This is a genomic window from Burkholderia sp. Ac-20379 (assembly GCF_017104645.1).
Taxonomy (GTDB): Bacteria; Pseudomonadota; Gammaproteobacteria; order Burkholderiales; family Burkholderiaceae; genus Burkholderia.
On sequence record NZ_JAAGPF010000022.1, the window covers coordinates 1 to 24,252 of the forward strand.

General features: G+C 63.5%; 18 protein-coding genes. 8 read left to right on the forward strand and 10 right to left on the reverse strand.

Annotated elements, in window-relative coordinates:
• The 3 genes from G3N92_RS05045 to G3N92_RS05055 form a co-directional block, all read left to right on the forward strand.
• On the forward strand, positions 1 to 2,026 hold a 2,026-nt coding region (locus G3N92_RS05045), incomplete at its 5' end, for a TonB-dependent receptor (protein ID WP_206126358.1).
• A gap of 1 nt (position 2,027) precedes the next feature.
• A complete protein-coding gene (locus G3N92_RS05050; protein WP_206126359.1) occupies positions 2,028 to 3,290 on the forward strand; it encodes an MFS transporter in 1,263 nt (420 codons plus the stop codon).
• 183 nt (positions 3,291 to 3,473) lie between these two features.
• On the forward strand, positions 3,474 to 4,286 hold the full coding sequence (locus G3N92_RS05055) for a hypothetical protein (protein ID WP_206126360.1): 813 nt from the start codon (positions 3,474 to 3,476) through the stop codon (positions 4,284 to 4,286).
• A gap of 342 nt (positions 4,287 to 4,628) precedes the next feature.
• Here the strand turns inward: G3N92_RS05055 and G3N92_RS05060 are convergent, their stop codons facing one another.
• Positions 4,629 to 6,827: a TonB-dependent siderophore receptor gene (locus G3N92_RS05060; protein ID WP_206126361.1), complete on the reverse strand. Its 2,199-nt coding sequence runs from the start codon at positions 6,825 to 6,827 to the stop codon at positions 4,629 to 4,631.
• 212 nt (positions 6,828 to 7,039) lie between these two features.
• Between G3N92_RS05060 and G3N92_RS05065 the strand changes: the two genes are divergently transcribed.
• On the forward strand, positions 7,040 to 7,837 hold the full coding sequence (locus G3N92_RS05065; RefSeq protein ID WP_206126362.1) for a helix-turn-helix transcriptional regulator: 798 nt from the start codon (positions 7,040 to 7,042) through the stop codon (positions 7,835 to 7,837).
• Positions 7,838 to 7,865: 28 nt separating this feature from the next.
• On the opposite strand, the gene G3N92_RS05070 is transcribed toward G3N92_RS05065, so the two are convergent.
• The 7 genes from G3N92_RS05070 to G3N92_RS35460 form a co-directional block, all read right to left on the reverse strand.
• The gene (locus G3N92_RS05070) at positions 7,866 to 8,294 is read right to left on the reverse strand and encodes a DUF3592 domain-containing protein (RefSeq protein ID WP_206126363.1); all 429 of its coding nucleotides are present in this window, start codon (positions 8,292 to 8,294) and stop codon (positions 7,866 to 7,868) included.
• 213 nt (positions 8,295 to 8,507) lie between these two features.
• Entirely contained in the window at positions 8,508 to 9,377 is an 870-nt protein-coding gene (locus G3N92_RS05075) for a PhzF family phenazine biosynthesis protein (RefSeq protein WP_241014594.1), read from the reverse strand.
• 204 nt (positions 9,378 to 9,581) lie between these two features.
• A complete protein-coding gene (locus G3N92_RS05080; RefSeq protein WP_206126364.1) occupies positions 9,582 to 10,538 on the reverse strand; it encodes a 2-hydroxyacid dehydrogenase in 957 nt (318 codons plus the stop codon).
• 68 nt (positions 10,539 to 10,606) lie between these two features.
• Positions 10,607 to 12,055, reverse strand: coding sequence for an MFS transporter (locus G3N92_RS05085; RefSeq protein WP_206126365.1), 1,449 nt, complete (start codon positions 12,053 to 12,055; stop codon positions 10,607 to 10,609).
• 1,235 nt (positions 12,056 to 13,290) lie between these two features.
• On the reverse strand, positions 13,291 to 13,917 hold the full coding sequence (locus tag G3N92_RS05090; RefSeq protein ID WP_241014595.1) for a hypothetical protein: 627 nt from the start codon (positions 13,915 to 13,917) through the stop codon (positions 13,291 to 13,293).
• An 838-nt stretch (positions 13,918 to 14,755) separates the two neighbouring features.
• On the reverse strand, positions 14,756 to 15,583 hold the full coding sequence (locus G3N92_RS05095; protein WP_206126366.1) for a hypothetical protein: 828 nt from the start codon (positions 15,581 to 15,583) through the stop codon (positions 14,756 to 14,758).
• A 364-nt stretch (positions 15,584 to 15,947) separates the two neighbouring features.
• Positions 15,948 to 16,982 carry a nucleotide-binding protein gene (locus tag G3N92_RS35460; RefSeq protein ID WP_339385812.1) on the reverse strand — a complete coding sequence of 345 codons (1,035 nt, stop codon included), beginning with the start codon at positions 16,980 to 16,982 and terminating at the stop codon, positions 15,948 to 15,950.
• 64 nt (positions 16,983 to 17,046) lie between these two features.
• On the opposite strand from G3N92_RS35460, the gene G3N92_RS05105 reads away from it, so the two are divergent.
• The 3 genes from G3N92_RS05105 (at position 17,047) to G3N92_RS05115 (ending at position 21,887) form a co-directional block, all read left to right on the forward strand.
• Entirely contained in the window at positions 17,047 to 17,943 is an 897-nt protein-coding gene (locus G3N92_RS05105; protein WP_206126367.1) for a site-specific integrase, read from the forward strand.
• 685 nt (positions 17,944 to 18,628) lie between these two features.
• Positions 18,629 to 19,714, forward strand: coding sequence for an AAA family ATPase (locus G3N92_RS05110; RefSeq protein WP_241014596.1), 1,086 nt, complete (start codon positions 18,629 to 18,631; stop codon positions 19,712 to 19,714).
• Between the two features lie 37 nt (positions 19,715 to 19,751).
• Entirely contained in the window at positions 19,752 to 21,887 is a 2,136-nt protein-coding gene (locus tag G3N92_RS05115; protein WP_206126368.1) for a S8 family peptidase, read from the forward strand.
• A gap of 230 nt (positions 21,888 to 22,117) precedes the next feature.
• Here the strand turns inward: G3N92_RS05115 and G3N92_RS05120 are convergent, their stop codons facing one another.
• Positions 22,118 to 22,951, reverse strand: coding sequence for a hypothetical protein (locus tag G3N92_RS05120; protein WP_206126369.1), 834 nt, complete (start codon positions 22,949 to 22,951; stop codon positions 22,118 to 22,120).
• A 9-nt stretch (positions 22,952 to 22,960) separates the two neighbouring features.
• Here G3N92_RS05120 and G3N92_RS05125 point away from each other — a divergent pair, with 9 nt between their 5' ends.
• Complete coding sequence (locus G3N92_RS05125) at positions 22,961 to 23,614, forward strand: substrate binding domain-containing protein (RefSeq protein WP_206126370.1); 654 nt, start codon at positions 22,961 to 22,963, stop codon at positions 23,612 to 23,614.
• A gap of 270 nt (positions 23,615 to 23,884) precedes the next feature.
• Here the strand turns inward: G3N92_RS05125 and G3N92_RS05130 are convergent, their stop codons facing one another.
• On the reverse strand, positions 23,885 to 24,247 hold the full coding sequence (locus G3N92_RS05130; RefSeq protein WP_206126371.1) for a hypothetical protein: 363 nt from the start codon (positions 24,245 to 24,247) through the stop codon (positions 23,885 to 23,887).
• Positions 24,248 to 24,252 lie beyond the last annotated feature (5 nt).

A 24,252-nucleotide genomic window follows, 5' to 3' on the forward strand; every position in this document is an offset into this window, starting at 1 on the left:
GGGCGAGACCGTCAAGCCAGACGCCGGCCAGCCGGCATCCGGTGCCGCGGCGGTTGCGCTGCCGGCCGTCAAGGTTGGCGGCGGCGGCCGGAGCGCCGCCGAGCAGCGGCGCTTCACGCAGCCGGCCAGCGTGTCCACGCTCGACGGCGAGACGCTCGAGGCGAACCACCTCGACACGCTGGGCCAGATGGCCGAGCGGCTGCCGAACGTCTACATGACGAGCTACACGCAGACCACGCCGATCGTGACGATCCGCGGCCTCGGCGTGGATGCCGACGAATCGGACAGCACCGCGATTCCGGTGCTGGTGGACGGCGTGCCGCTGTTCGGCCTGGCAGTGGGGCAACTGTTCGATCTGGAACAGGTGCAGGTGCTGCGCGGGCCGCAGTCGCTGTATGCGCAGAACGCGTTCGGCGGGCTGGTGTCGATGCGCTCGCGCGACCCCGGCAACAAGCCGGCGGCCAGCGTGATGCTCGATTACGGCTCGTATGGCCGGGCCCGCGCCACCGTGAGCGGCGACGTGCCGCTCGGCGATCGCACCGCGCTGCGGATCGCGGCGGGCACCGAACACGGCAACGGCTACACCGAGAACACCACGCTGAACCGCGACAACACGGCCGGCTGGAACAGCACGTTCGCGCACCTGAAGCTGTTGCACCGCGACGAGGCGGGCGGGGTCTGGCGTTTCGGCCTCTACACCTCGAAATCGCGCGGCGGCAACGACTATTTCGCCACGCCGACGCTGGCCGACCGCCGGCAATCGGACGCCGCCGACACCGGCACCAACGACGTCGAATACGTGCTGCTGTCGGCGGGCTACGAGCGCGATCTCGGCCACGGCACGCAGTTGGCCGTCACGCTCGGCGCGAGCCGCATGCAATGGGATTACTGGCTGCCGACCTCGCTGTTCGGCGCGCGCAACGGCTACGACATGGTGTCGCGTCAACTGAGCGCCGACGCGAAGCTGAGCGGCAAGCAGGGCCGCTTCGACTGGATGATCGGGCTGTCAGACCAGTACACGCGGCGCGACGCGCCCTATCTGTTCGACATGGGGCCGGCCTATTCGAGCAGCACCACCGCCGCGCTGCGCGGCAACAGCGTGTCGACCTACGGCGAGGCCGGCTGGCGCATCGCGCCCGCGTGGCGGATCGCCGCCGGGATGCGCCTGCAATACGACCGGCAGACGCTCGACTGGCAGAGCACCCAGGGCGGCATGTACGACTCGGACGGCGACGGCATCCCCGACACGGCGTTCAGCAGCGTGTCCGGCGTGAACGGCGCAAGCGTCAGCCACGTGGCCGCGCTGCCGCGCCTGACGCTCGAATTCCAGCCGAACGCACAGCATTTCGGCTGGCTCACGCTGGCGCGCGGCTATCTCTCGCCGGGCTTCAACACCTATGCGACCTCGGCCGATCAGGCCGGCCAGCCGTACGGCGCGGCCACCTCCACCTATCTCGAACTGGGCTACCGGCTGCGCGGCGCCGACGATGCCTGGGAGCTCGGCGCGACGCTGTTCGACGCCTGGATGCACGACCAGCAGATCACCGCCAGCGTGAACGGCCAGACCGTCACCACCAACGCACCGCGCTCGCATACGCGCGGCGCGGAGCTGTCGGCGCGCTGGCGGCCGGCGCGGCAGTACGAGTTCAGCGCGTTCGTCGGCCTCGTCGACGCGAAATACGACGAGTACAACCTCGGCGGCGTGGATTACGCGGGGCAGCAGTTCGCCAGCACGCCGCGCCAGAGCTTCGGCTTCGGCGTGACCTGGCGGCCCGACGCGCACTGGGACGTGGGCGTGAACGTGGTGCGGCAGGGCGCGACCGGGCTCGCGCCGACCAGCACGCTCGCCAACGATCCGTACGTGCTCGTCGACGCGCACGCCACCTATCGCGTGCGCCGCTACAGCATCGGGCTGTACGGCCAGAACCTCGGCAACGCGCATTACTACACGCGCGCGCTGTCGAGCGGGATCGTGGTGGCCGGCAACCCGCGCGTGGTGGGCGTGCGGGTCGGGATGGACTTCTGAGATGCGCGCGCACTTCGACGGCGAGGCGGCCGAACACCGCCCATCCGGCGCCGCGCCGCGCGCCGGCCGGCGCGGCGACTATCTGGCGCTCACGCTGATGTACGTCGCGCAGGGGCTGCCGATCGGCCTGGCCTACAACGCGCTGGCCGTGCTGATTCGCGCGGGCGGCTACGACGCGGCGATGGTCGGCTATACGGGGCTGGCATTCGTGCCGTGGGCGCTGAAGTTTCTCTGGGCGCCCGCGGTCGACAACGCCTGCGCGCGGCACGGCATGCGGCGCGTGCTATGGATCACCCAGCTCGGCATCGTCGCGACCTGCGCGGCGCTCGTGCCGGTGCCGCCCGACATCGCGCACCCCGGCTCGCTGGCGGCCGTGCTGACGCTGGTGGTGCTGATGAACGCGCTGTGCGCGACCCAGGACATCGTCACCAACGCCTATGCCGTGCGCCGGCTGCAAGGCCGCGCGGCGGGGGCGGCCAATGCGATCCAGGTGGCCGGCTTCATCGCCGGCATGCTGGTGGGCGGCGGCGGGCTGCTGGTATTGAGCGCCCATGTGGGGTGGCGCGGCGCGATGACGGCGCTCGCGGCCGCGATGGCGTTGATCTACTTGCCGCTCGGTTTCGTGCCGGGCGGTTTCGCGGGCCGGGCGCAAGCGCCGGCCGCGCCGCGCGTGCGCTTGCGCGACGTGTTCCGCCGCCGCGATTTCGGCTGGGCCGTGCTGCTGGCCGGCAGCTTCAAGCTCGCCAGCACCGGCGTGTCGACGCTCGTGCAGCCGTGGCTGCTCGATCGCGGCGTGTCGATCGAGGCGATCGGGCGGCTGCAGATGAGCAATCTCGCGTTCGTCGCGCTCGGCGCCGTCGCGATCGGCGTGCCGATGGTGCGCCGTTTCGGGTGCCGCCGCGCCGTGCTGACGGGCATCGCCCTGGCCGGCGCGCTGGCGGGCACGGCCTGGGTGCTCGACGCGCAGCAGCGGTTTTCGCTGCCGGCGTGCTACGTCGCCTTCGCCGTGCAATCGCTGTTCGAGGGCGCGATGTATGTGGCGGTGTGGGCCACGCTGATGAACTGGGCCTCGCCCGAGCGGCCCGGCGCGGATTTCACCACCATGCAGTGCTGCGAGAACCTCGGCAACGTCGTGGCGACCGGGCTGATCGGCGCGGCCGTCTCGGCGCTGGGGTACGGCGGCGCGTTCGCGTGCGCCTGGGCGTTGGCGCTGGTGGTGTGGGCGGCGGCGTGGGTCAGTTTGGGGCGGATGCGGCTGGTCTGACAGTGCTGCAGGATTTCTGAATGATGCCTTGTATGTCGACTTCATTTACTATCGGTTTTTGCAAACCAAGCATCTTTCAGCACAAAGTTTCAGACGAAGGGAGAAACGGTGACAAACATATTAGAGAGTGTCCTAGCATCGATAGTGACGACCGTGCCTCTCTGCATCGCCATTGGCAAGTTCATGTTGAAACATCAACTTGACAAGCATCGAATAACCTGGGAGGGCGAGACGCGTCAGCGGATCGAAACATTTCTCGCCGATCACGCTGCAAAACGTCAGTACGATTGGGAAGCACGCAAGCGCCTCTATGAAGCAGTCGGACCGCTTAGATTTCAGTTGCTGCTCGCATGCAGAGATCTCGCGTCACGGATTGAGCGGCATGACAAACGACAGTCTTACGAGATGTCGCTCGATCGGTATTACGCTCGGAGCTTTCTTTACCGCTGCTTGCGTCCGCTTGTCATTTGCGAGTTGGTAGAACGTCAAATGTCAGTCGCCGACTTTTCTGTAGACTCAGACGGACGCACACTTCTACAGTTCAGCCGCGCGGCCAAATCTATTTTGGCCGGAAAATCTGTCATTAAAGATCGCGGCGATGCAAACTGGGAAGAACAAACTCAGCATATATTTCACGACGTACTTTCGAAAATTGCTGATTCACTGATTGTCCGTGAAGACGGGCGCGAACGGTGTATGCGATTCACCGAATTTGAAGAACTATTGAAGTCTTCGAGCGGCAAAGAAGCGCTTCATCCGCTTCCAGATATTCTTGGCAATTTCTCCGCTCGCACGAAACCATTGTTCTGGCTCCGCCTGGTCGCTTATGGAAACGTATGCAACCACCTCGTTGGTAGTTTGGGGCATGACCTCGGATTCGAGCGTCGAAACTTTCCCGTCGAAGAACTGCTTGCGGCGGCCGATGACGCATTGGTCAGCACCGACATCAAAGGTTACGCTGCCCAATGTCGCAGCTTCGCGAATCACCGACTGTAGCCAAATTGATGCCTTTAGGGGCGCCCGGGACTATGTTAATAGCACATGTCTATCGTGGTTGAACCAGATCCTTGGTGTGCGGTCTTCTTTGCGAAACGAATGAGATTGGAATTTTTCCGGTGCGGCCGGGAAGCTTCGACACCATCAGCTCGACGTTCGACACGGATTCAGCCAGCTACCGGGCCAGCGGCGCCACCGTGACCGTCAAGCGCGATCTGCGCACGCAGCTCGTGTATTGAGAGAGCGGCGCGCGGCGCCCGGCGCGCCCGATGCGTGAGGAGCAGGGCGACGCGCCAGGCCCGGCGGTTCATCGCCGCACGCCGGCCGGCGCACGGCGCCGCGTCACCACTGATACTTCGCGCCCGCCGTCAGCAGGCGGCCTTGCCCCCAGTAGCAGTAGTTCGCGCCGGTGCACGACGCGAAGTACTTGCGGTCGAGCAGGTTCGACAGATTCAGCCAGGTCGTCCAGCCCGTCAGGCTCCGGAAGCGCCGGCCGAGGTCGTAGCGCAGCGACAGGTCGACGAGCGTCGCCGACGAGGTCGTGAACGAATTCGCCGTGTCGCCGTACGAGCCGCCGATATAGCGCACGCCGCCGCCGAACAGCAGCCCGGCGAGCGGCCCCGCCGGCACCGTGTAATCGGCCCACAGCGATGCCGTGTTGCGCGGAATCCCCACCGGCGCCTTGCCCTGCGTGCCCGAATTGCTCTTGGTGTTGAGCAGGTTCGTGTAGGTGTAGCTGGCGATCAGCTGCAGGTTGTTCGCGAGGCTGGCGTGGCCCTCGACCTCGAAACCCTGCGATCGCACCTGGCCCGTCAGGACACTGAAGCCGTTGTGCAGCGGGTCGGTCGTGGCGACGTTGTTTTCGGTGATATGGAACGCCGATACCGTGACGAACGCGTTATAGCCCTTCGGCTGCAGCTTCACGCCCATTTCGTACTGCTCGGACGTCATCGGCGCGAACGCCTGCCCGCCGTACGTCGTGCCCACCTGCGGCTGGAACGAGCGCGAGTAGTTGAAGTACGGCGCGATGCCGCCGTCGAACTGGTAGGTGCCGCCCGCGCGCCAGGTGAACGCGCGGTTGAACTGCGTGGTGGTGGCGCCCGTCTTGTAGGACGTCACGTCCTCGTTGGCCCAGTCCTCGCGCAGGCCGAGCAGGAACGACCATTTGCCGATGTCGAACTGATCCTGCGCATAGGCGCCCAGCTGCTTGATCGATGTCGCGTTTGAGGTGGCGAACATGAAGTTCGGATAAGGGATCGTCTGGCCATAGAGCGGGCTGCTCTCGGTCAGGCCCGGCGTCGAGGTCAGATTGCCGTAGAAATAATGGTCGAACTGCAGGTTCTGGTAATCGACGCCGAGCGTGACGTTGTGCTTGACCGCGCCCGTGTCGAATGTCGCGCGCAGCTGGTTGTCGACCGTATTCGAATTCACGCTGCCGAAGTTCAGATAGGCGGTGCGGGCGAGCGTGTCGGTGCCCGCCTTGAAGCCATCGTTGCCCACGTACTGAACGGTTTGCGTGTTGCGCATGAAGCGGTAGCTCTGCTTGAACGACCAGACGTCGTTGAAGCGGTGCTCGAGCTGATAGCCGATCGATTCCTGAGTCTTGCGGAAGCTGTCCCAGGTCGATTCGCCCGGGTATTCGCCGCGGCTCGTCCAGGTAGACGGCACCGAGTTGTAGATGCCGGCTTCCGGATCCGCCTGGTAGTTCGCGAACAGCGTGAACGTGGTGTCGCGGGTGGGGCGGAACTGCAGCGTCGGCGCGATCGAGAAGCGCTGCTGGTTCACGAAATCGGTCTGGGTGCCGGTGTTGAAGCCGTCGGCCGTCAGGCGATAGCGCACCTTGCCGTCCTGATCCACCGGGCCGCTCAGGTCGAGGAAGCCCTCGATGCGGCCGTAGCTGCCGGTTTGCAGGCCGATCTCGTGATACGGCGTGGCGGTCGGCAGCTTGCTCACGAGGTTGACCGTGCCGCCCGGCGAGCCCTGGCCGTACAGCACCGAGGCCGGGCCGTGCAGCAGCTCGATGCGCTCGAACAGATACGGATCGAAGCTCGTCACGTTGTACCCGAAGCCGCCGTTCGGGCCCGGCGTGCGCAGCCCGTTCCAGTATTCGTCCACCAGGAAGCCGCGGGCGTAGAGATATTCGAGCGAATCGGTGTTGGTGCCGCGCTGCTCGGGGTTGATGCCCGAGGTGTAGCGCAGCGCCTGCGCGACGCTCTGCACCCCTTGCACGTCCATCTGGTCGCGCGTGACCACCGAGATCGCCTGCGGCACCTTGATGATCGGCGTGTCCGATTTCGATCCGGCCTCGCTGCGTTTCGCCACGTAGCCGATCACCGGCCCCGTGGCCGTTTCCGCCTCGCGCGCGCCCGATACGGCCACCGATGGGAGCTGGTGCTCCGCTTGTGCCGCGGCGTCCGACGCCGCCACCGGCGCCGCCGTCTGCGCACTGGCCATCTTCGCGCACGCCAGTGCGACCACCGCCGTCATGGTGCGCAGCGTCGCGCGCCGCGCGCGGCGATCTCCGCGATCCGTGCCGCGCATTGCCTTCCTGCTCCCGCTCCCGTTCATCCCGCATGCCCCGTTCAAAATGTCACCACCTTCATTGATGCAAACACGACTCATTTCTATTTGCGTTTGTAATCTGTCGAACGGGGGATAGAATACGGCCGATGTTTTATCGACGTCCTGTCAATTTGCTGCGCAAAACCGGCGAAATTTGACGGTTTTTCGGCATTTCTCTGACAAATTCACCAATGAGCGACATCTGGCAACGCATGACCGGCACGCAGCAGCGAAAGCTCAAGCGCCCCGTCATCGCCAAGCGGTGCGACTTCGCGGCCGGCGACAGCGAGAGCTGGCATTCGCACACGCAGCCGCAGTTCGTCTACACGACGCGCGGCGTGCTGCGCGTCATCACGCCCGACGGCGCCTGGACGCTCGGCCCGTACCGCGGCCTGTGGATCGCGCCGCTCGTCGCGCACGAGCTGCAGGCGGTCAGCCCGGTGGAGATGTACACCGTCTATTTCGAAGTCGATATCGCGCCGCGCGAAGCGGGCAGTTGCCACGTGCTGATGATTTCGACGCTGTTGCACGCGCTGGTCGGCGCGCTCGTGCTCGATCAGCAGAACGGCGACCCGGCGCGCCGCTCCTCGTTGATCGATCCGTTGTTGCTGCAGGAAATGCACGAGGCACAACTGGCGTCCGAAGGGTTGCTGCCGCTGCCGAAGGATCGGCGCCTGCAGCAGATCTGCGGGCAACTGATGGACACGCCCGCCGACAATTCGCCGCTCAACGACTGGGGCATGCGCGTGGGGGCCAGCGAGAGCACGCTCGAGCGCGCATTCAAGGACGAGACGGGCCTGACGTTCGGCCAGTGGCGCCAGCGCCTGCGGCTGGTGGAGTCGATCTCGCGGCTGGCCAAGGGCATGCCGGTGTCGGCCATCGCCACCGAGCTGGGCTACCGCAACTCGAGTGCATTCATCACGATGTTCCGGCGCGCGATGGGGGAGACGCCGCAGCGCTTCCTGCGCAATCGCGGCGGGAGCGAGTAGGGCGCGCCCGCCGGCCGGTACGCCCGGATCAGCGCTTCAACGAGGCGCCATAGGCGCCCGAGCGCTCGAAGCGCACGCCGAACAGCGGCAGGACGAGGAAGCCGAAGCCGGCCGGCAGCCCCCACAGCGCGCCGCTCCACAACGCGAAGAAGGTGTCCGCGCAGGCCGTGTGGGCCGGCGCCGCCGGATCGTAGACCACCGGCACGTGCGCGCCGACATCGCGGCTCAGGCCGCCGTTCTGCACGAACTCGACGCTTTCCCCGCCGGCGCTGGTGAAACGAATGGTCGGATGCCCGCTCGAGCTGATCACGACGCCGTCGGCGCGCGTGGCCGTCGAGAGAAACGCCGCCGTGTTCCAGGCCTGTACCGCGCACACCGCGAGAACGACGGCGCCGATCAGCATGACGATGATGGTGGTGACGTTCCAGGCGGGGCGGTCGTCGGCGGGATCGGACATGGTAGGCCTGTGTAAAGAAGATGGAAGGTTCCGATCATAGCGTGTTCCACGGCAGGCGCCCGGCTGTGCAGGGGGCGGGGTGGCGGGGAGGCGGCCCGCCGGTTGCCGGACGGTGAACGCACGGCAGCGGCAACCGGCGGCGAGGACTGCGCTATCCGCCATGCCTCGCGGCGAGACCGAGGCGCGCTGCCCCGGCACCGGCCGCGAGCCGCGTCAATCCAGCGCCCGAACCTGGCCCGACACCCGGATGCTGGCGCCCGTTTCGGGCGAAATCGCCACGTTGATACGGCTCGGCATGCCCATGTCTTCGCCCTGGACGATCTCGACGGCACCGTCCGTCAGCCACCCGGCATCGCGGAGATAACCCGCCAGCGCGGCCGCCGCGGCGCCCGTGGCCGGATCTTCGTACACGCCGCCCGCGGCGAACGGATTGCGGGCGTGAAACCGCCGCTGCTGCTCCGCGTGCACCAATGCGATCGTGGCAAAGCCATGCGCCAGCATCAGTTCGCGGCCGGCATCGAGGTCGTAGCGCATCTCGGACAGGCGCTCACGCGTGGCCAGCGCCAGCACGAGGTGCTTCGCACCGCCTTCCGCGATCGCCGGCGGCAGACGCGCATCGAGATCCGCCCGCCTATAGCCGAACAGCGCGAGCGCGGCATCGACCCATTCGGGCGGCGCGGGCTCGCTGCGCGTCGGCGGCGACTGCAGGGCCGCAACCCATGCCGTGCCGTCGCGTGCTCCCTCGACCGTGATTTCGGCCTGGTTCAGACGCAGGCGGAACACGCCATGTCCTTCCCGCCGGGCCAGTGCCGCCCCGAGCGCGATGGTGGCGTGCCCGCAGAACGGCACCTCGATTTCGGGCGCGAAATACCGTACCCGCCAGGCGTCGCCCAGCGGGGCGGCAAATGCCGTTTCCGAATACCCGACCTCCGCCGCGATCGCCTGCATGGTGGCGGCATCCGGCAGCGCATCGCAAATCACGACGCCGGCGGGGTTGCCGCCGTCATTGTCCTTGGCGAACGAGGCCAGGCGTTCCACGGGGAAGCGGGTGGACGGCGCAACGCGGGGTTCCGTCATGGTCATGGGGATCACGCTGAAAAGGAGGGAGGGGCGAGACGGCAATCCAGCAGGTATGGGGAAGGGCCGCTGGCGGCCTTGAAAACCGGCGCGCGCCGTAGTGCCGACGAAGGAAGCGCGTCGCCCGGCCGAATCCGTCACGTTTCGGCCGAGCGGCGCTGTCCACCTGCAACGGCGCTGCGAGGCCCGCACCGGCGGGCCCGCGCGCGCTCAAACCACCGGCGTGGGCGGCGGTTCACCGGCAAAATGCGCGGCGAGGTTGTCGCGCACCAGGCGGCCCATCGCCTCGCGCGTCTCGACGGTGCCGCTGGCATGGTGCGGCTGCAGCAGCACGTTCGACAGCGCGAGGAAACGCGGATCGATGCGCGGTTCGTTCCAGAACACGTCGAGCGCGGCGCCGGCGATCTCGCGGCGCTCCAGCGCGCCAAGCAGCGCGGCTTCGTCGACGGTCGTGCCTCGCGACACGTTGACGAGATAACCCTGCGGGCCCAGCGCCTCGAGCACCTCCGCATCGATCAGGTGGCGCGTGCCCGGGCCGCCCGCGAGCGTGACGATCAGCAGCTCGCACCATTCGGCCAGCTCGGTCAGCTTGTCGAAGCAGCGATACGGACTGTCCGCGCGCGGCGTCGTATTGAAATAGCCCAGTTCCACGTCGAAGCCGGACAGCCGGCGCGCCAGCGTCGAGCCGATCCGGCCAAAGCCGACGATGCCGACGCGCTTGCCGTACAGGCGCGTGACGAGCGGCATGTTGCCGTCCTGCCAGGCGCCCGAGCGGACATGCGCGTCGCCGGCGCCGATGCGGCGCATCATGGCGAGGGCCAGCCCGACGCCGAGATCGGCGACGTCGCCGGTCAGCACGTCGGGCGTGTTGGTCACGCGGATACCGCGCTCGCGCGCGGCGGCAAGATCGATCGCATCGGTGCCGACGCCATAACAGGCGATGATTTCAAGCTTCGGCAGCGCGGCGATCAGCGCGGCATCGGCACCGAGGTCGCCGCGCGTCGCGATCGCGCGCACGTCGGCGGCGCGCTCGGCGAGGAACGCCGCGCGATCCGGGGCCTCCCAGAGCCGATGCACCTCGTAGGCGCTGGACAGCCAGGCGTCGTCCCACGGCTGGTAGGGGCCCGTCATCAGCAGTGCGGGCCGTCGGGTCGAATCGTGCGCCATCTGCGCTGGCTCCTGTGGAAGTGAAATGAAACGGGAAAGAAGCCGGGCGCATCGGTCGCCCGGCTCGCTCAGGCTTGCCGCGCGAGCGGGTCGGCCGCCGGCGCCGGCTGCGCCTGCATCGCGTCGAGCGGATCGTCGAGATCGCGATTCAGCGTTTCGGGCATCCGCGAGGTGGCGAACAGGGTGATCAGCGTCAGCAGCGCCAGGTACGCGGCGATCGGCACCCAGGCGAGCACCCCGGCCGCACGGTCGCCGCCGTGCATCACGATGACGGCCGCGATGATCATCGCCCCGACCAGCGGCGCGATTCCCCCCGCGAGCAACGCCGACACTTCACGCGAGAACGACACGCCCATGTAGCGATGACGGGCGCCGAACAGTTCCGGGAGCAGTGCGGCCTGCGCGCCGAGCATGCCCCAGTTCGCGAAGCCCTGTGCGATCGAGATCGCGATCAGGCTCGCCACCACGTTGCCCTGGCTGAAGATCCACCACACCGGGAACGCGAGCGCGAGTTGCAGCCATGCGAACGTGCGATACACGCGCACGCGGCCGAATCGGTCGCTCAGTCGCCCCGCCAGCGGCACCGTGCAGGCGCCGACGGTTGCCGCGCAGACCAGCGCCAGCGCGCCGATCGGCCCTTTCAATCCGATCACGCCCGCCAGATAGCTGACGGCCAGCGCCTGGTAGATCGACGACCCGCCGTTCTCTGCCATCCGCAGGCCGATGCCGACCAGCAGCGTCGGCCGGGAGTGCTGCATCGCGCTCTTCAGCGGATTCGTCGCCAGTTGCGCGCGCTTCTCGAGCCGCACGAAGGTGGGCGATTCGTGCAGGCGCAGGCGCATGTAGAGGCCGACCGCGACGATCACCGCGCTGAACAGGAACGGGACACGCCAGGCCCAGCCGTCGGTGACGTGGGCCAGATTGGCGAGCATCACGAAATACACGGCCGCGGCGAGGACCGTGCCGAGCTGAATGCCGAGAAACGGCAGCGAGGCATAGATGCCGCGCTTGCCGGCGGGCGCGTATTCGGTCATCAGCACCGCGGCGCCGGCTTGCTCCGCGCCCGCGCCCAGCCCTTGCAGGATACGCAGCGCCACCAGCAGCGCGGGCGCCCAGTAACCGGCCGTCGCGAAGGTCGGCAGCAGGCCGATCAGCGTGCTCGCGACGCCCATCAGCAGAACCGTGGCGGTCAGCACGAACTTGCGGCCGATCCGGTCGCCGAGCACGCCGAACACGACGCCGCCCAGCGGACGAACCGCGAAACCGACGAAGTAGGTACCGAAACTCGCGATCAGGCGCATCTCGGTGGTCTGTCCGGGAAAGAACAGCGGACCGAACACCAGTGCCGAGGCCAGCGTGTACAAGGCGAAATCGTAGTATTCGAGCGCGCTGCCGAGCGAGCAGGTCCAGACCGCGCGCTTGAGCTGCTTCGGGTCGACGCCGCGGCGTTCAAGGGCGGCGCCCGGCATGCCGGAGCCTGCCTCGTGCCGCGCGGGCGGCGGGGAAGTGTGATCCATGCTTGTCTCCTGTCTCCTGCTTCCGTTCCTCAACCCGTTCGCGCGACGCGCGGCGGGACATCGGCCCGCTTGTGCTGCGGGTTGCTCCGGGAATGCGGGTGCCGGCCTGCCGCGCCACCGTCGCTCGAACGGCGTCGGTTGGGCGGCCATCGATGCAGCGTGGCCGGTGTTCTGTCGCAGGTATCTTGAGCCGCTGATCGGGCGCCGCGCCAATAGTCTTTTTTGATTCGGTGATCACCGGAGCTGATGACCGTTGTTGTTTGGGCTGGCGGGTTTCGGCCGTTGGGTGTGGCGGCTGGAGTGTGTGCCTGTGGTGGGCCTGAGCTGGATATGTCTAACTGGTTCAAACCGGGCATTTCAATCTAGCCACTACAAACCAAAATGTCGTTAATTCGCATTATGTAAAATTTTTCGTGCGTGCAACTATTGATCTCGCAGCCACACTGAGTGCTCGTACGTAAAGTTCTCATGTAAGGCTACGTAATCGCATCCGTAAAGAGAAATTCCCCTGACTTCATACTTTGCGGATTGCATTACTTCCTTTTGTACGCTCAACGCATCAAGGTGGCGTCAAGCAGTTCAACGTCTCGAAGGTCTGGCCACACTCATATGGCTTGCTGGCCGGGCCGCGAGCGTTGCCGACCATTGGGGGCGCGTGCCTGTCCGTTCTGTTTTTTGCGGGAAAAGCTACCTGCGTTCGGTCATTTGAGGCAACGAAAGATCGACATCAACGAGAACAGCAAAACGGCCCCAGCCGGGGGCTTGGCTTTTCACGGAACGATGCTGCGACAACTCGGTCTCCGGATCGCCTGCTAGCATCGCCGCTACTGCGCCTCGAGGCGGTTCCGCTCGACGTTGCCCGGCTCAGTCGTCGCCGCTACCCTAGCGGACCCGTTTTCCTATCATCGTGTAACGACGCACGGGAATCGATTTAGAGTTCGCAAAGCCGATACGCCATTCGTGTGCCCTACCCGGCCGGGCAGGAAAGGAAACGCGCGATCTTTACCCTACCGATTTTTGGATTTATGCTTCTGCCACGCGACACCGCGCTAGTGCCGCACTGGACAACAGCGCCGCCGATGTCCAGTGCATCCAGAGTGCTTGCCACGCACACACGCCAGCCCGGCCTAGGAATCAGACTGGTTTGTGAGCTTCCCGACGCGGCATCCAGTGGGCACGCAACACTGGATGCCAGCAACTAATCTTTTACACATTTCTGCCTCCTTTTCGTCTCGTCATATATTTGGCGTCGGCTCAGACGCCGATGGGGGTTTCGCAGCCTCTTGGATCGCAGCTTGTGCCTGCGCGGCCGCCGCCTGTTCCGTCCAATATTTGCGGATTGCCTCGACATCCGTGAACGCGCCGATGTCGGCTGCTCGTTCGAGGAAGCGGGCGTAGAGTCCGTCCTGAACCATCTTGTTGCTTCGCATCCATTCGATCGCAGCGTTCGGATTGAGAAGCAAGACGTAGTGAAACTCGCCAGAAGATCCAGGTTTGGTAGCGATAAATTGGAGCTCTCGCAGCCTCTTCATCCGTCGCCTCCATGTATCGACCGCTCGCTCCCCCGTAAACCCCGCCTCACTTGCGAATGTCGCCGGGTTCTCAATAGCGACTACCGGGTGATCTGGAGAGCGCGCCCATAGACAAAAGAGCGTATGTCCGGCTGGATGACCTTTTGCTTGTGCGTCGATAATTTGCATGGCAATGGGCAACGTGCGCGGAATCGTGCTGAACCCGTGATTGCTCTTGCGTCGCCAAAGCCATTGCGCCGGAACACCAGGAAAGTGCACATCCATCTGCTGCTGCGCCCGGTCGGCCATATTTAGGCGCTTCGCAGCTGTTTGTTTGACGTTTAGTAGCATGGGTTCCTCGCTCTGCCGTTTTGTCAGAACGTAGTTTCTTCTCGTGCATGGACCTTGGCAATGAGTCGTGGCGCGCAACCGACCGCACGATTCAGCCTCATCAAACTGGAATTCAAGAAGCTGAATGCAGCCAGAGCATGCGACTGGCCACATTGAGATGTGCGGAACCACGCACGCAAATCAACGTTGACCTATAAAAATCAATGATTTGCAGATTTTTTGTGGTGCTCGCGTGCTCATCGTTCTCCGCGTCCTCCAATGTGCTCTATGTCCCAAAGGGGATACACAAGGGGGCCGGACCATGATTGCTGGGGTGTTCGGGCAGGCAGAAACAGCCAATCAATCTGTTGGTTCAGCATCGTCTTCATGATCGCTGAACTCGCTCTTCAAATGAGCGCGACGAGAAGCCAGGCAGTAGACCGCCGTCGTCTTCTTGCACTTCCGGCACCGCTCTGCACTTTCAGCGAGACTGGCTTGCGGGGCGATGTAATTGGGCAGCCAACCGCTTAACGTCTCCAGATCGCTAGTGCGGTAAGCGCATCCAGGCCAAAACGAGGTTAAAGCCGTAAAGCCCCCGAACCCGGCGTTCGCAGCGTCCTGCCACCGGTCGTGGACAGCCCACGACACTCGGTTATCGGTAAAGGGCAGCCTATTGACAGGGCCGGCCCGAGCAATATTTTTCGTCAGCAGCGTCGCTGCCGCATCGCCGCACTTAACGAATACGCGCATCGGCGGTCCACGCTGCCACGTAAGGGCCATACGACGCGCTAATGATGTTTGTGAACATTAGCCCTAGTAATTCCCGATGTCAGGGTTGGGACTTCGGGGCGAGGGATCGTCAACGCGGTCCAGACTGACTTCGGTGAGCGGAAAGCGCCCTCCGATAGTGATCGTTCTCGATCTGGAGGCGGCCGACCTGATCGCGCAGCTGGCTGACCTGCAGACGCAAGGCGTCGGCCTCCACGTTGGCCTGCTGCCGCACGGCGTCCTGCTGGAGTTTAAGGAACTGCTCGGTGCCGGCGAGCCGCTGCGCCGTGGTGGCGAGTTCGGTGGCGCCGGTGCCGGCGTCGTGGATTGCCTCGAGCAACCCGGACAGCATGCTTTTGACCTGCGCGCCGGCTAGGTCGCGCGAGGCTTCGGCCGCTCCCAGCAACTGGCGCAGCTGCGCTTGGCCGGCCTCGAGCTGTCGGATGCGCGCATGTGCATCCTTGAGCGCGGCGCGCGTGAGCGTTAGTTCCGCACCGGCAGCCGGTGCACTGACGTCTGCCGCGCCCGCGTGGGTTGCGAAAAGCGCGTGCAGGGGTGCGAGCGCGTCGCGTACCACAGGGGCAAGTATGTCGCGAAGCTGTGCGGGCTGGTTGAGCGAGGTACCCCCAACGTCGGACTGAGCGCGGCCGGCCGGCGCGGCCGCGTGCGCCCGCCCGACCGCCGCCTGCACGGTGGCGGAACTAGGGCGCCGGGTCACGCCCGTTTGCGGCCCCACATTCTTCAGGAGTGCGTCATACACGCCGGCGCCGAACACCCGCCCGGTGATGAGACGGATCTCGGCGATCAGTGCATCAAGAAATGCAGCGTTGTCCTGCGGGAAGTCGCGTTCCAGTGCGGGCAGGATCGCGAGGATCGCTCGCAATTGGTCGTCGCGCCAGGTGTGGCGGGGTCGGCCCATGATCGTTCCTCCTGCGCGTTTTCAGAAAAGACAGCCCTGGCGCACATCACGCGCCGGCGGCAGGGACGGCTTCGCGCGTTGGCGTGTCGCCATGGCACTGCAACGCACGGGCGCGACGAGCTCGACCCGCGCGACGTGAGCCGCACCGTCACGCGACCCAGTCCGCCGGCGACAACAACCGGTAGCCGGCGCAGCGAGACGCGCTGGCCCAGCCGTCGGGCGCGGTCGAGCAGCTGCGTGTGGCTCATGCCTCGTCAGCACGCGGCGATCAGGGTGGATCGCTGCGGCTGGCAGCGACTCGGGCGCAAGGTCCGCAGGCAGCGTGAGCGTCACGAGTGCGAAGCGGTTGGCCATGACCATGCGCTCAGCGCAACAGGCTGGTGACGTCGACCGGAAGCCCCGAGGTGTGCATTTCCTTCACCAACTGCAGCTTCCAGTCCCCCGCGCGCGAGATGTACACCAGCCCGTCGATATCAGAAGGCTTCTCAAGCGGGCCGTCGACCAGGGCGCAGACGTGGGGCAGGCCGAGACTGCCGGCAAAGAACCCGAACTCGAACACCACATTCTGGCGCGCCCGCAACTGATACTGCGCCCGATCGCCTGCCTCGATCCCGCCCCGATCGTCACCGGTGAGCAGCACGATGGCGAAGGCCGCCCTCGCCGCCTCGTCTTGAAACTTGGCAAGAATCGTACGCCCCTGGTTGGGCTGCTCGTGCAGGATGACTGCTTCGAGACCGAGTCCCTGGACGAAACGCGCTACTTCCTCGCGGACGGCAACATTGTGACCATGCACGATGAACACGCGCGTCCGGGCCGCTGCGGTGGCGGGCGGTGGCACAACTGGCGCCGCGTCCGCGCGGGCGGCCGCCGCCTGCGCGGCGGTGCGGATAAAGCCCCCCGGCGGCTGCGGCAGAGCATCTGGGCTCGCTGCCAGTCGAACAACCATGTCACGGGCAGCGGCCCCAGCCAGTGAAGATGGCTGCTTCGCGGCGATCGCACCCGCCGACGGCTGCGCGGCGGGCATGGCTAGCATGCCACCACCGGTGATCTGCTGCGTCGCCGCGTCTTCGCCCGGCCGGACCGTCGCGGCGGTGAAATACTGCGGCTCCCGGTCCGGAAATCCAGCCGCTTCGCCGACGCCACCGGTCAGCAGCGCTTCCCGAGGGAGTGCGGCCGACCGGAAAAGGCCGTGCCGCTCGAGCACGCGATACAGGTCCACGTGCTTGACCGACCAGTGACTGCTGCCCAGGTCACCGAAGCTGCGGGTGGGCGTTCGGATGTCCAGCGCGGCGGCCATCGCGAGCAGCTTATCCTGCGGAATCGGGTCGACGCGGTGATCCCGCTCGAAGTGCAGGTAATAGCCGTCCGCGCGGTGTTCGACCTTCGTGATGCGGCCCACGTACGCCGGAGTCGGCACTGGATGAGTTTTCCCGATACGTCGCCTTCCTGCAGGCGCCGGCGCCTTGGGCCGTGCGTGCGCGCGGCGTGCGCCGTGGCGGCCGTTTCTGGGCCCCCTCTCGGACGCCTCGGCTGGCCAGTCGCAGAAGATCGTCACCGCCCTGTTCGACTGGCTGCGTGACGTCGGCCACCTGCAGCTCAATCCCGCCACCGGCCTGCCAACGGTCGGGCGGCGCGCCCGGGAAAAGCAGGCGCGCTTTCTCGCCCCGGCCGACACCGCGCTCATGCGCGAGGCGATCGCTGCTCGCCCCGAGGCGACGCGCGAGGCGCGTCTCGCGCGGGCCCGCGACCTCTTTACGGTGCAACTGTTCGAACTGACGGGCCTGCGCACCAGCGAGGCCGTGCACTGTCACATGGGCCATGTTCGGATCGAGCCGGTCGCGGAGACCCTGCGCCGGGAGTTTCCAGACGCGTCGCCCTTCCAGTGGTTACTGCGCGTGGAGCATGGCAAGGGCGGCAAGGCCCGCTGGGTGCCCTGCGATGAGCTTGCAGTTCCGCTGCAGGCGTACCGCCTCGCGTACGGCCTGACGCCGGTACCGGCGCCCGATGAGCGTCTGCCCCTACTGCTGTCGGTACGGCGCACGCGGTTCGGCGAGTGGAAGGGCCTGCGCGACCGCTCGGCCGTCTGGAAGCTGCTGACCGGCCTGTGCGCCGAAACACTGGCGTACGCGCGCGCTCACCGGCGCACCGTCGACGCTGTACGCTTTGAGGCGGCGTCCACGCACTGGCTGCGCCACACATATGCGAAAGGATTGGCCGCCGCGATGAGTCGCGGGCTGGACGCGCGCGATGCAATCGAGAACATGGGACACGCAGATTTGCGTACGCTCAACCAGTACATCGATGACGAGCCGGCCAGGCGCGCCCTGGCCACCGCCCGTGCCAGACAAACGTCCCGCTAAGAGGACGCAAATCTATGTCGTAACTGGACACAATCATTGGCTGGAAAAGACAAACCGGCCGATTTCGCTTCTGCATCACACGATTGCGTCGCGCGTGGGAGTCGCGCCCCGACAACACATCATTGCGTCCGTTCGCCCGATCCGTTGCCAGCGTGCGCGTAGACGGCGCGCCGCCGCCGCTGTGAACCGAGGCTCTCCTGTTCGGCCAGCGTTGCGAGCCTGCAGGAGATCGTGATCAAGAGCGCACCGGGACGTGACGATTTTCAGATCGACGCATGCCGGCCCTTCCGCTGTTACATAGGGATCCATTTGGCCGGCTACTTGTCGTCTAGGCGGCGGCAGAACGCATATTGCCAGTCACCGACAATGAACGGATAAAGCGATACGACTTCGCGTCTGTCCGGTACGTCTAGTACTGCTCAAGTAACCCTCAGCCAGTCCTGCCAACCGAGACACCTGCCGCAGCTCGGCCCCGGGCCCCGCCAATAAAAAATGTTCCACAAAAACAAACCGACATAGAAAATTAACCTTTACCAATCAATAACATACCTCTCGTTTTTGAGTTTTCCAGGCACACTTGGAACATTTTCAAAATCTTCCGTGATAGAATTCGTTCCAGAGATGATTAAGAATTTACTGGGCGGAGTTCGCAGTGGAACGTAGGGCACAAGAGGAGTTGATTCAGTTGTTCCAAGATGCCATGCGAGTGGGCGGGGCATCTATCGAGATGCGCGTTCGCCGGTTTGCCAGCTTTGTGCGAACAACTGACGAAGAGTTAGGAAAATCGGTGGGTGCCCTTCTGTCCGGCGCTAGCCGCTCCTTGCGTCGTGACGGCGGACCTCAGGCGCTACCGGTCGATGCTGATACCAAACTTCCGCTTGTTCGAGTCGAAGAGGTAGATCGACCACGCGAAGAGCCTGTTCTCAACCCAATGGTGCGTCAAGTTATCGAGCGGGTGATTCAGGAGCGCCGGGCTGTAGATAAATTGTTAGCAGCCGATTTGATGCCTGTGCGCTCAGTGTTAATGAGCGGGCCTCCGGGCGTGGGAAAAACGATGACTGCTAGCTGGCTGGCTCAGCAGTTAGCGCTGCCTTTACTGACCTTGGATTTGGCCAGTGTGATGAGCAGCTATCTTGGCAAGACCGGCGCAAATGTACGTGCCGTCTTGAACTATGCCCAAGAACACCCATGTGTTTTGCTGTTGGACGAGTTCGACTCTATTGCTAAACGCCGTAACGATGACAGCGATGTCGGCGAACTTAAACGCCTCGTTACCGTGATCCTCCAAACAATTGATGATTGGTCCTCGAGTTCCCTATTGGTTGCAGCTACGAACCATGGGGAATTGCTTGATCCCGCAGTATGGCGGCGATTTGATGCCACCGTTACTCTTAATCTGCCCGATCACGAGCAGCGTTCGGCTTTGCTCTTGGCACATCAAGTTCCCCCGGAACTCGCTCAGGCGATCGCTACGGTAACCGATGGTCAAACTTTCTCGGCCATTTCCCGTGCGCTAGATAGCGCCCGCAAGCAAACAGTTCTCGATGAGCGACCATTTGATGAGGCGCTCGTCGCGTGGGCGGTGTCATTGCCCTCCGCAACGGAAAAGACCGCTAGCCACGCCAAACGAGACCACCGCGATCTGCTCGCGTTTATCTATCACAGCCGGCAGATGACGACCCGAGAGATTGCTGACACCCTGCATACCTCTCACACCACCGTAGTTCGCTCGTTGAAGCGCTTCAAGGGAGATGATGATGGCCGGGCCTAATTTGCTGATCGGGAACGGGAGCGTATTAACTAGTCAAATGGAGCCAACTCCAGGTGGAAGCAGCAAGAAGGCTTATCCCTACAGCATCCTGGACGCGCGGACACGCTTGCGGCCAAAAATTGAAGAGATCATTAAGACGGCACAAACCGTTCCAATGAATGCGAAACCACGCGGTGAAGTGGCGAGCATCATTACTGTCCATCCGGCCTTCCAGTCCAAATGGAATATGCCATCTAAGGTATTTAGCAAGACGGGCTTGCGAACCGTTGGTAGCAAGCCGGCGACCGTCCTGCCAGATAACGATCCTCGCGTACACGCGCCTGTAGGAGAACAACCGACCGTTGAAATCTATGCTTCCGGCACGGTCGATGCCTTTCAAGCTTTTCTCGATATGTTGTTGTCGGATGCTACGGGAAAAGGTATTCAGCAGGACTACCGCAAGCTCGAGGCGATTCGTTTTCTTGGCCAGGATGAACGATTGCTCCGCATTACGGGGGATGAGACTAGCGTGCCGATAGAGCTCATCATCCATGCAAATGGCTCTGACACCGAACTGCTCGACGACTTGGAGTCGTATGCCAAGGAATGCCAGTCGATAATTTATCCAGCCAAGCAGTTAGCTGTGCCCGGATTGGTATTCATGCCCGGTTTGGTGCCGCGGAATATGTTGGACCGTTTTGCGCAGTTCACGGCGCTGCGTGCCATTCGGAGGTTGCCGAAGCTTCGTCTGAACCGCCCGGTTGTACGGCAACGTCTCACGGTTCAGGCGCCCGAAGTCCCGGATGCTGATGCATTGGATCAGGCGCTTCACGTCGCCGTCTTCGATGGAGGCCTCGGAGCAAAAGATTTTTCCCGCTGGTGTATCGAACATGTGCCCAGTGATTTGGCTGACACGCACGCCGACTATCTTTCCCACGGCACTGAAGTCACGTCAGCATTGTTGTTCGGGGCGGTATCCTCTGGCACGCCGACGCTACCTCGCCCATTCTTCAATGTTGTGCATCACAGGGTCATTGGCCAGGAGGATGAGGCAGATCCCGACCTGTATGACTGCATGCATCGAGTGAAAAATTTGCTTGATAAGGGCGACATCGATTTCGCGAACCTGTCCTTGGGGCCTCGGTATCCAATAGATGATGGGCATCCACACGCTTGGACCGTGATGCTAGATAACTGCTTGGCAGACGGCAAAACGCTGATGTCTGTGGCCGTTGGAAATGACGGTGAGATATCAGGCCCGATGAGCCGAATTCAGGCGCCAGCAGATGCGGTCAATGCGTTATCCGTCGGCTCGGCAAGCTCATCCGAATTTTTTTGGAGTCGCGCTCCGTATAGCTCGATTGGACCCGGTCGGTCGCCTGGAATCGTCAAGCCGGATGGGCTGGCTTTTGGCGGAACAGCCGCTGAACCCCTCGTTCTATTGAATCCACTTTCCGGTGGATTGACCGGCGTTCAGGGTACGAGCTTTGCCTCTCCACTCGCGCTTCGCACGGCAGCAGCTGCACGTGCGATGTCCGAGACACAACTATCTGCAACTGCACTACGTGCGCTACTAATTCACAGAGCCGAACGCGCTGAAGGTGCCAACTCCTTGGAGGTTGGCTGGGGACGGTTCCCTGATGCGCCGGAAGATCTCCTCACATGTGGAGACTCTGAGGCCAGCGTTCTCTACCACGGGAGCATTGCCGCAGGCCACACTATGAGGATCCAGTTGCCGATACCCTCCGTTCCTATTGGAGTCCGGTTTCGGATCAGGGCAACGTTTTGCTTCACCTCGCCTGTAGACGCTGCTGATCCGGTGAACTACACAAAACATGGTTTAACCGTAACTTTCAGGCCGAGAGGCCCCGAGTCGACAGCGCCCTTCTTCACTAGCACAGGCTATGGCAATGAGCAGGATCTGCGGCGCGGCGCCTTCAAATGGGAAACGGTCCTGCACCGGGACTGCAGCTTCGCTGCTGAAGAATTGCTTGATGCGTATTTTGACGTAGATCATGGGGCTCGCGAACATGGCTTACCGGTCAAAAACAGCGAGACGCTTTCGTTACCATATGTGCTCATCGCGACCATTGCGAGCGAAAGAGGTGAAGCAATCTATCAGTCAGTGATGCAAAAGTATCGTGCCTTGGCGCCGATTCAATTGCGCTCGCAGATCCGACTTACAGGACAGTAGATCGAAGGTTTTAGGTGGATTTAGACCCTTTGGCTCCGTGAAAGCAGGTATATCAGTCAGCAAAAAGACGACGACAGTCAATGCCGCCACCGCTTGGCCTTGCGATGAAACTTGGCCAAGACAAGGTTCGATTTTCTACCGTCAGCGAACCTTGTTGTGTATCAGCCCCACCGAGGCCGACGCAGCCGCCCGCGTGCCACATACCAACGCAAACTATGGCCCGCTTAGGCTTATTTTCGCGTCGTGTACGTGCTGCTCAGCAGATCGGCAAGTGGGATGGAGTCCGTTAGCCCGTCGAGTAGGCCGCTGGGATACGGCGTTTGGGATTTCGCCAGATCGGCGAGGGTAAAGGTAGGTGTTTTTCCTAGAAGCGCGTCGAGTAGCGCATTGGAGACAGGCGGCGGGACGGGTATCATGGGCGTGCTCGGCGGCAGCGGAGCCGGAACGAAACCGAGCCCCAAGCCGAAGTACTGCGATTGTGGCAACGTCGGTAGATTCAGCAGCGCGTTACCCACCACAGTCCGCCGTCGGTCGCGATCGCGATCGCGCTGCTCGGACAGCCAACTCGCCATCGACACGTTTACGACCTCCCCCTCGTAGTGATCGACGCTCCAATCCGTTGCGAAGACACAGTGCAATAGAGACCGGTCGCGCGGCCCCAGCCTGCGATAAACCTCCGCCAACACCTGAATCGCGGCGCGGCCATCGCGGTTGCCCTGATGACAAAGGTTCGACGCCTCATTGGCGACGTCGCCCATCCAAACCACTTCGTTGATTCCGGAGCCGCTGTAGCCCGATTTGATCATCAGGGCGCGTCCATGAGCGACTCCGATCCCACAACGGAGCGGTGCGTACGGTTTCTGTTCAAATCGATAGTTTAGGTGCTGGATCAACGCATTGAGCGCACACGCTGCGTTAAATGCTTCGCGCACTCCAATTCCCGATGTCGTGTCGAAGAAGCCGCATACGCAGTCACCATTGACGTAGATTTCCTTGCAGCACGCGTAGCGGTTTAGCACCGCGATGCATTCCGAGATATACGCACGATAAATCTTCCCAAGCACGGGACGAGTATGCCATTGCGGCAGCGAAGAGCTACCACGAATGTCGATGAAGACCGCGGCAGATTGCACGTAGAACCCGACGATCGCATTAGCAACTGGGTGCAAGAGCGCGCCGATGTGGGCTTTCGTATTGGACGACAGCCAGAAGACGGCCTCGCCGTTCGTCGCCTTTTCGCGATGCAGTTGATCGTCTGTGCGGCACCCTCCTACATCGCGGCACACGGCGCCCCGAACTCCATCGAGCAACTGACCACGCATCGATGCAGCGTGTTCCGCCAACCTGATACTGGCCGCGTTCTACCTTGGCTTCTCAAGGTTGGTGGCGAAGTGATCTCCATGGACTTGCCGCCTACGTTTGCGAGCAACGATGCCGAACTAGAGGCTAGGGCGGTGCTGTCGGGTCATGTGATCGGCTTGCTTTCAGGCCTGTCGGCCGCGGCGCCAATCCGCTCGGGACAACTCGTTCCGCTGCTCACGAACCACGCCGCCGATCACATGAGCGTCTACGTTTATTACGGAAGCCGTGCGGCACAGCCGTCACGCGTCCGGGCTTTCATCGACTTAACGGTGGAGCGGCTAGCCGACTCTCCGGACTATGTGCTGGATGCACGAGAGTTGGCCCAGGCAGAAGCGAAGGGCCGTAAGAAGACGCGGCGAAAATAAAACAGGACACTCGACGCCGCGCCGTTTCGATCCGAGCTTGCTGTAGTACGTCGGATTGGGGCCAGTTTCCGGCCCCCGGGGGACTGGAGACGTTGGCTCCATCTAGGCTCGCGCGCTCCCAATCGAACTTGGAATCGCTACCGGAACATCTCGGCTTGGAACGACGTCCCGGCTGGGCGGGCCGCCGAGCGCAGCAGCGTGATGGATTGTCCTTGTTCCCGTATCAGCATAGGCCAGATCTGATGAGGAGCTTCTCTGCGAGGAAAAGCCTCACTCGATCGAAAAATTCCCCTTGGACTTATGGAATACCTGCGCGAGATGCGCACGATGTTCGTCGGTGAGGGGAGCCACCAGATCGATCTGGAACTCAGAGACGCCGGCGGCGGCCGGATCGAGCTTTAGTTCAAAACCCTCAGAATTAAGCCGCGCGGACAGCACATCGGTGTTGACGCTATCTCCGTCAGCCCCATACTCGACACTGATCTGTCCGTCATCATCCCCGCTGTCAAACAGAGCTTGGGAGAGGATCAGGTAGCGTTGCGGTTCGTCGCTCATCGAGTCAGCGAAGCTGACCACGACGACGTCGTCCTCCACATACGACACTACGTTCTCTGCGGTGAATTGGAATTTCATGTGAT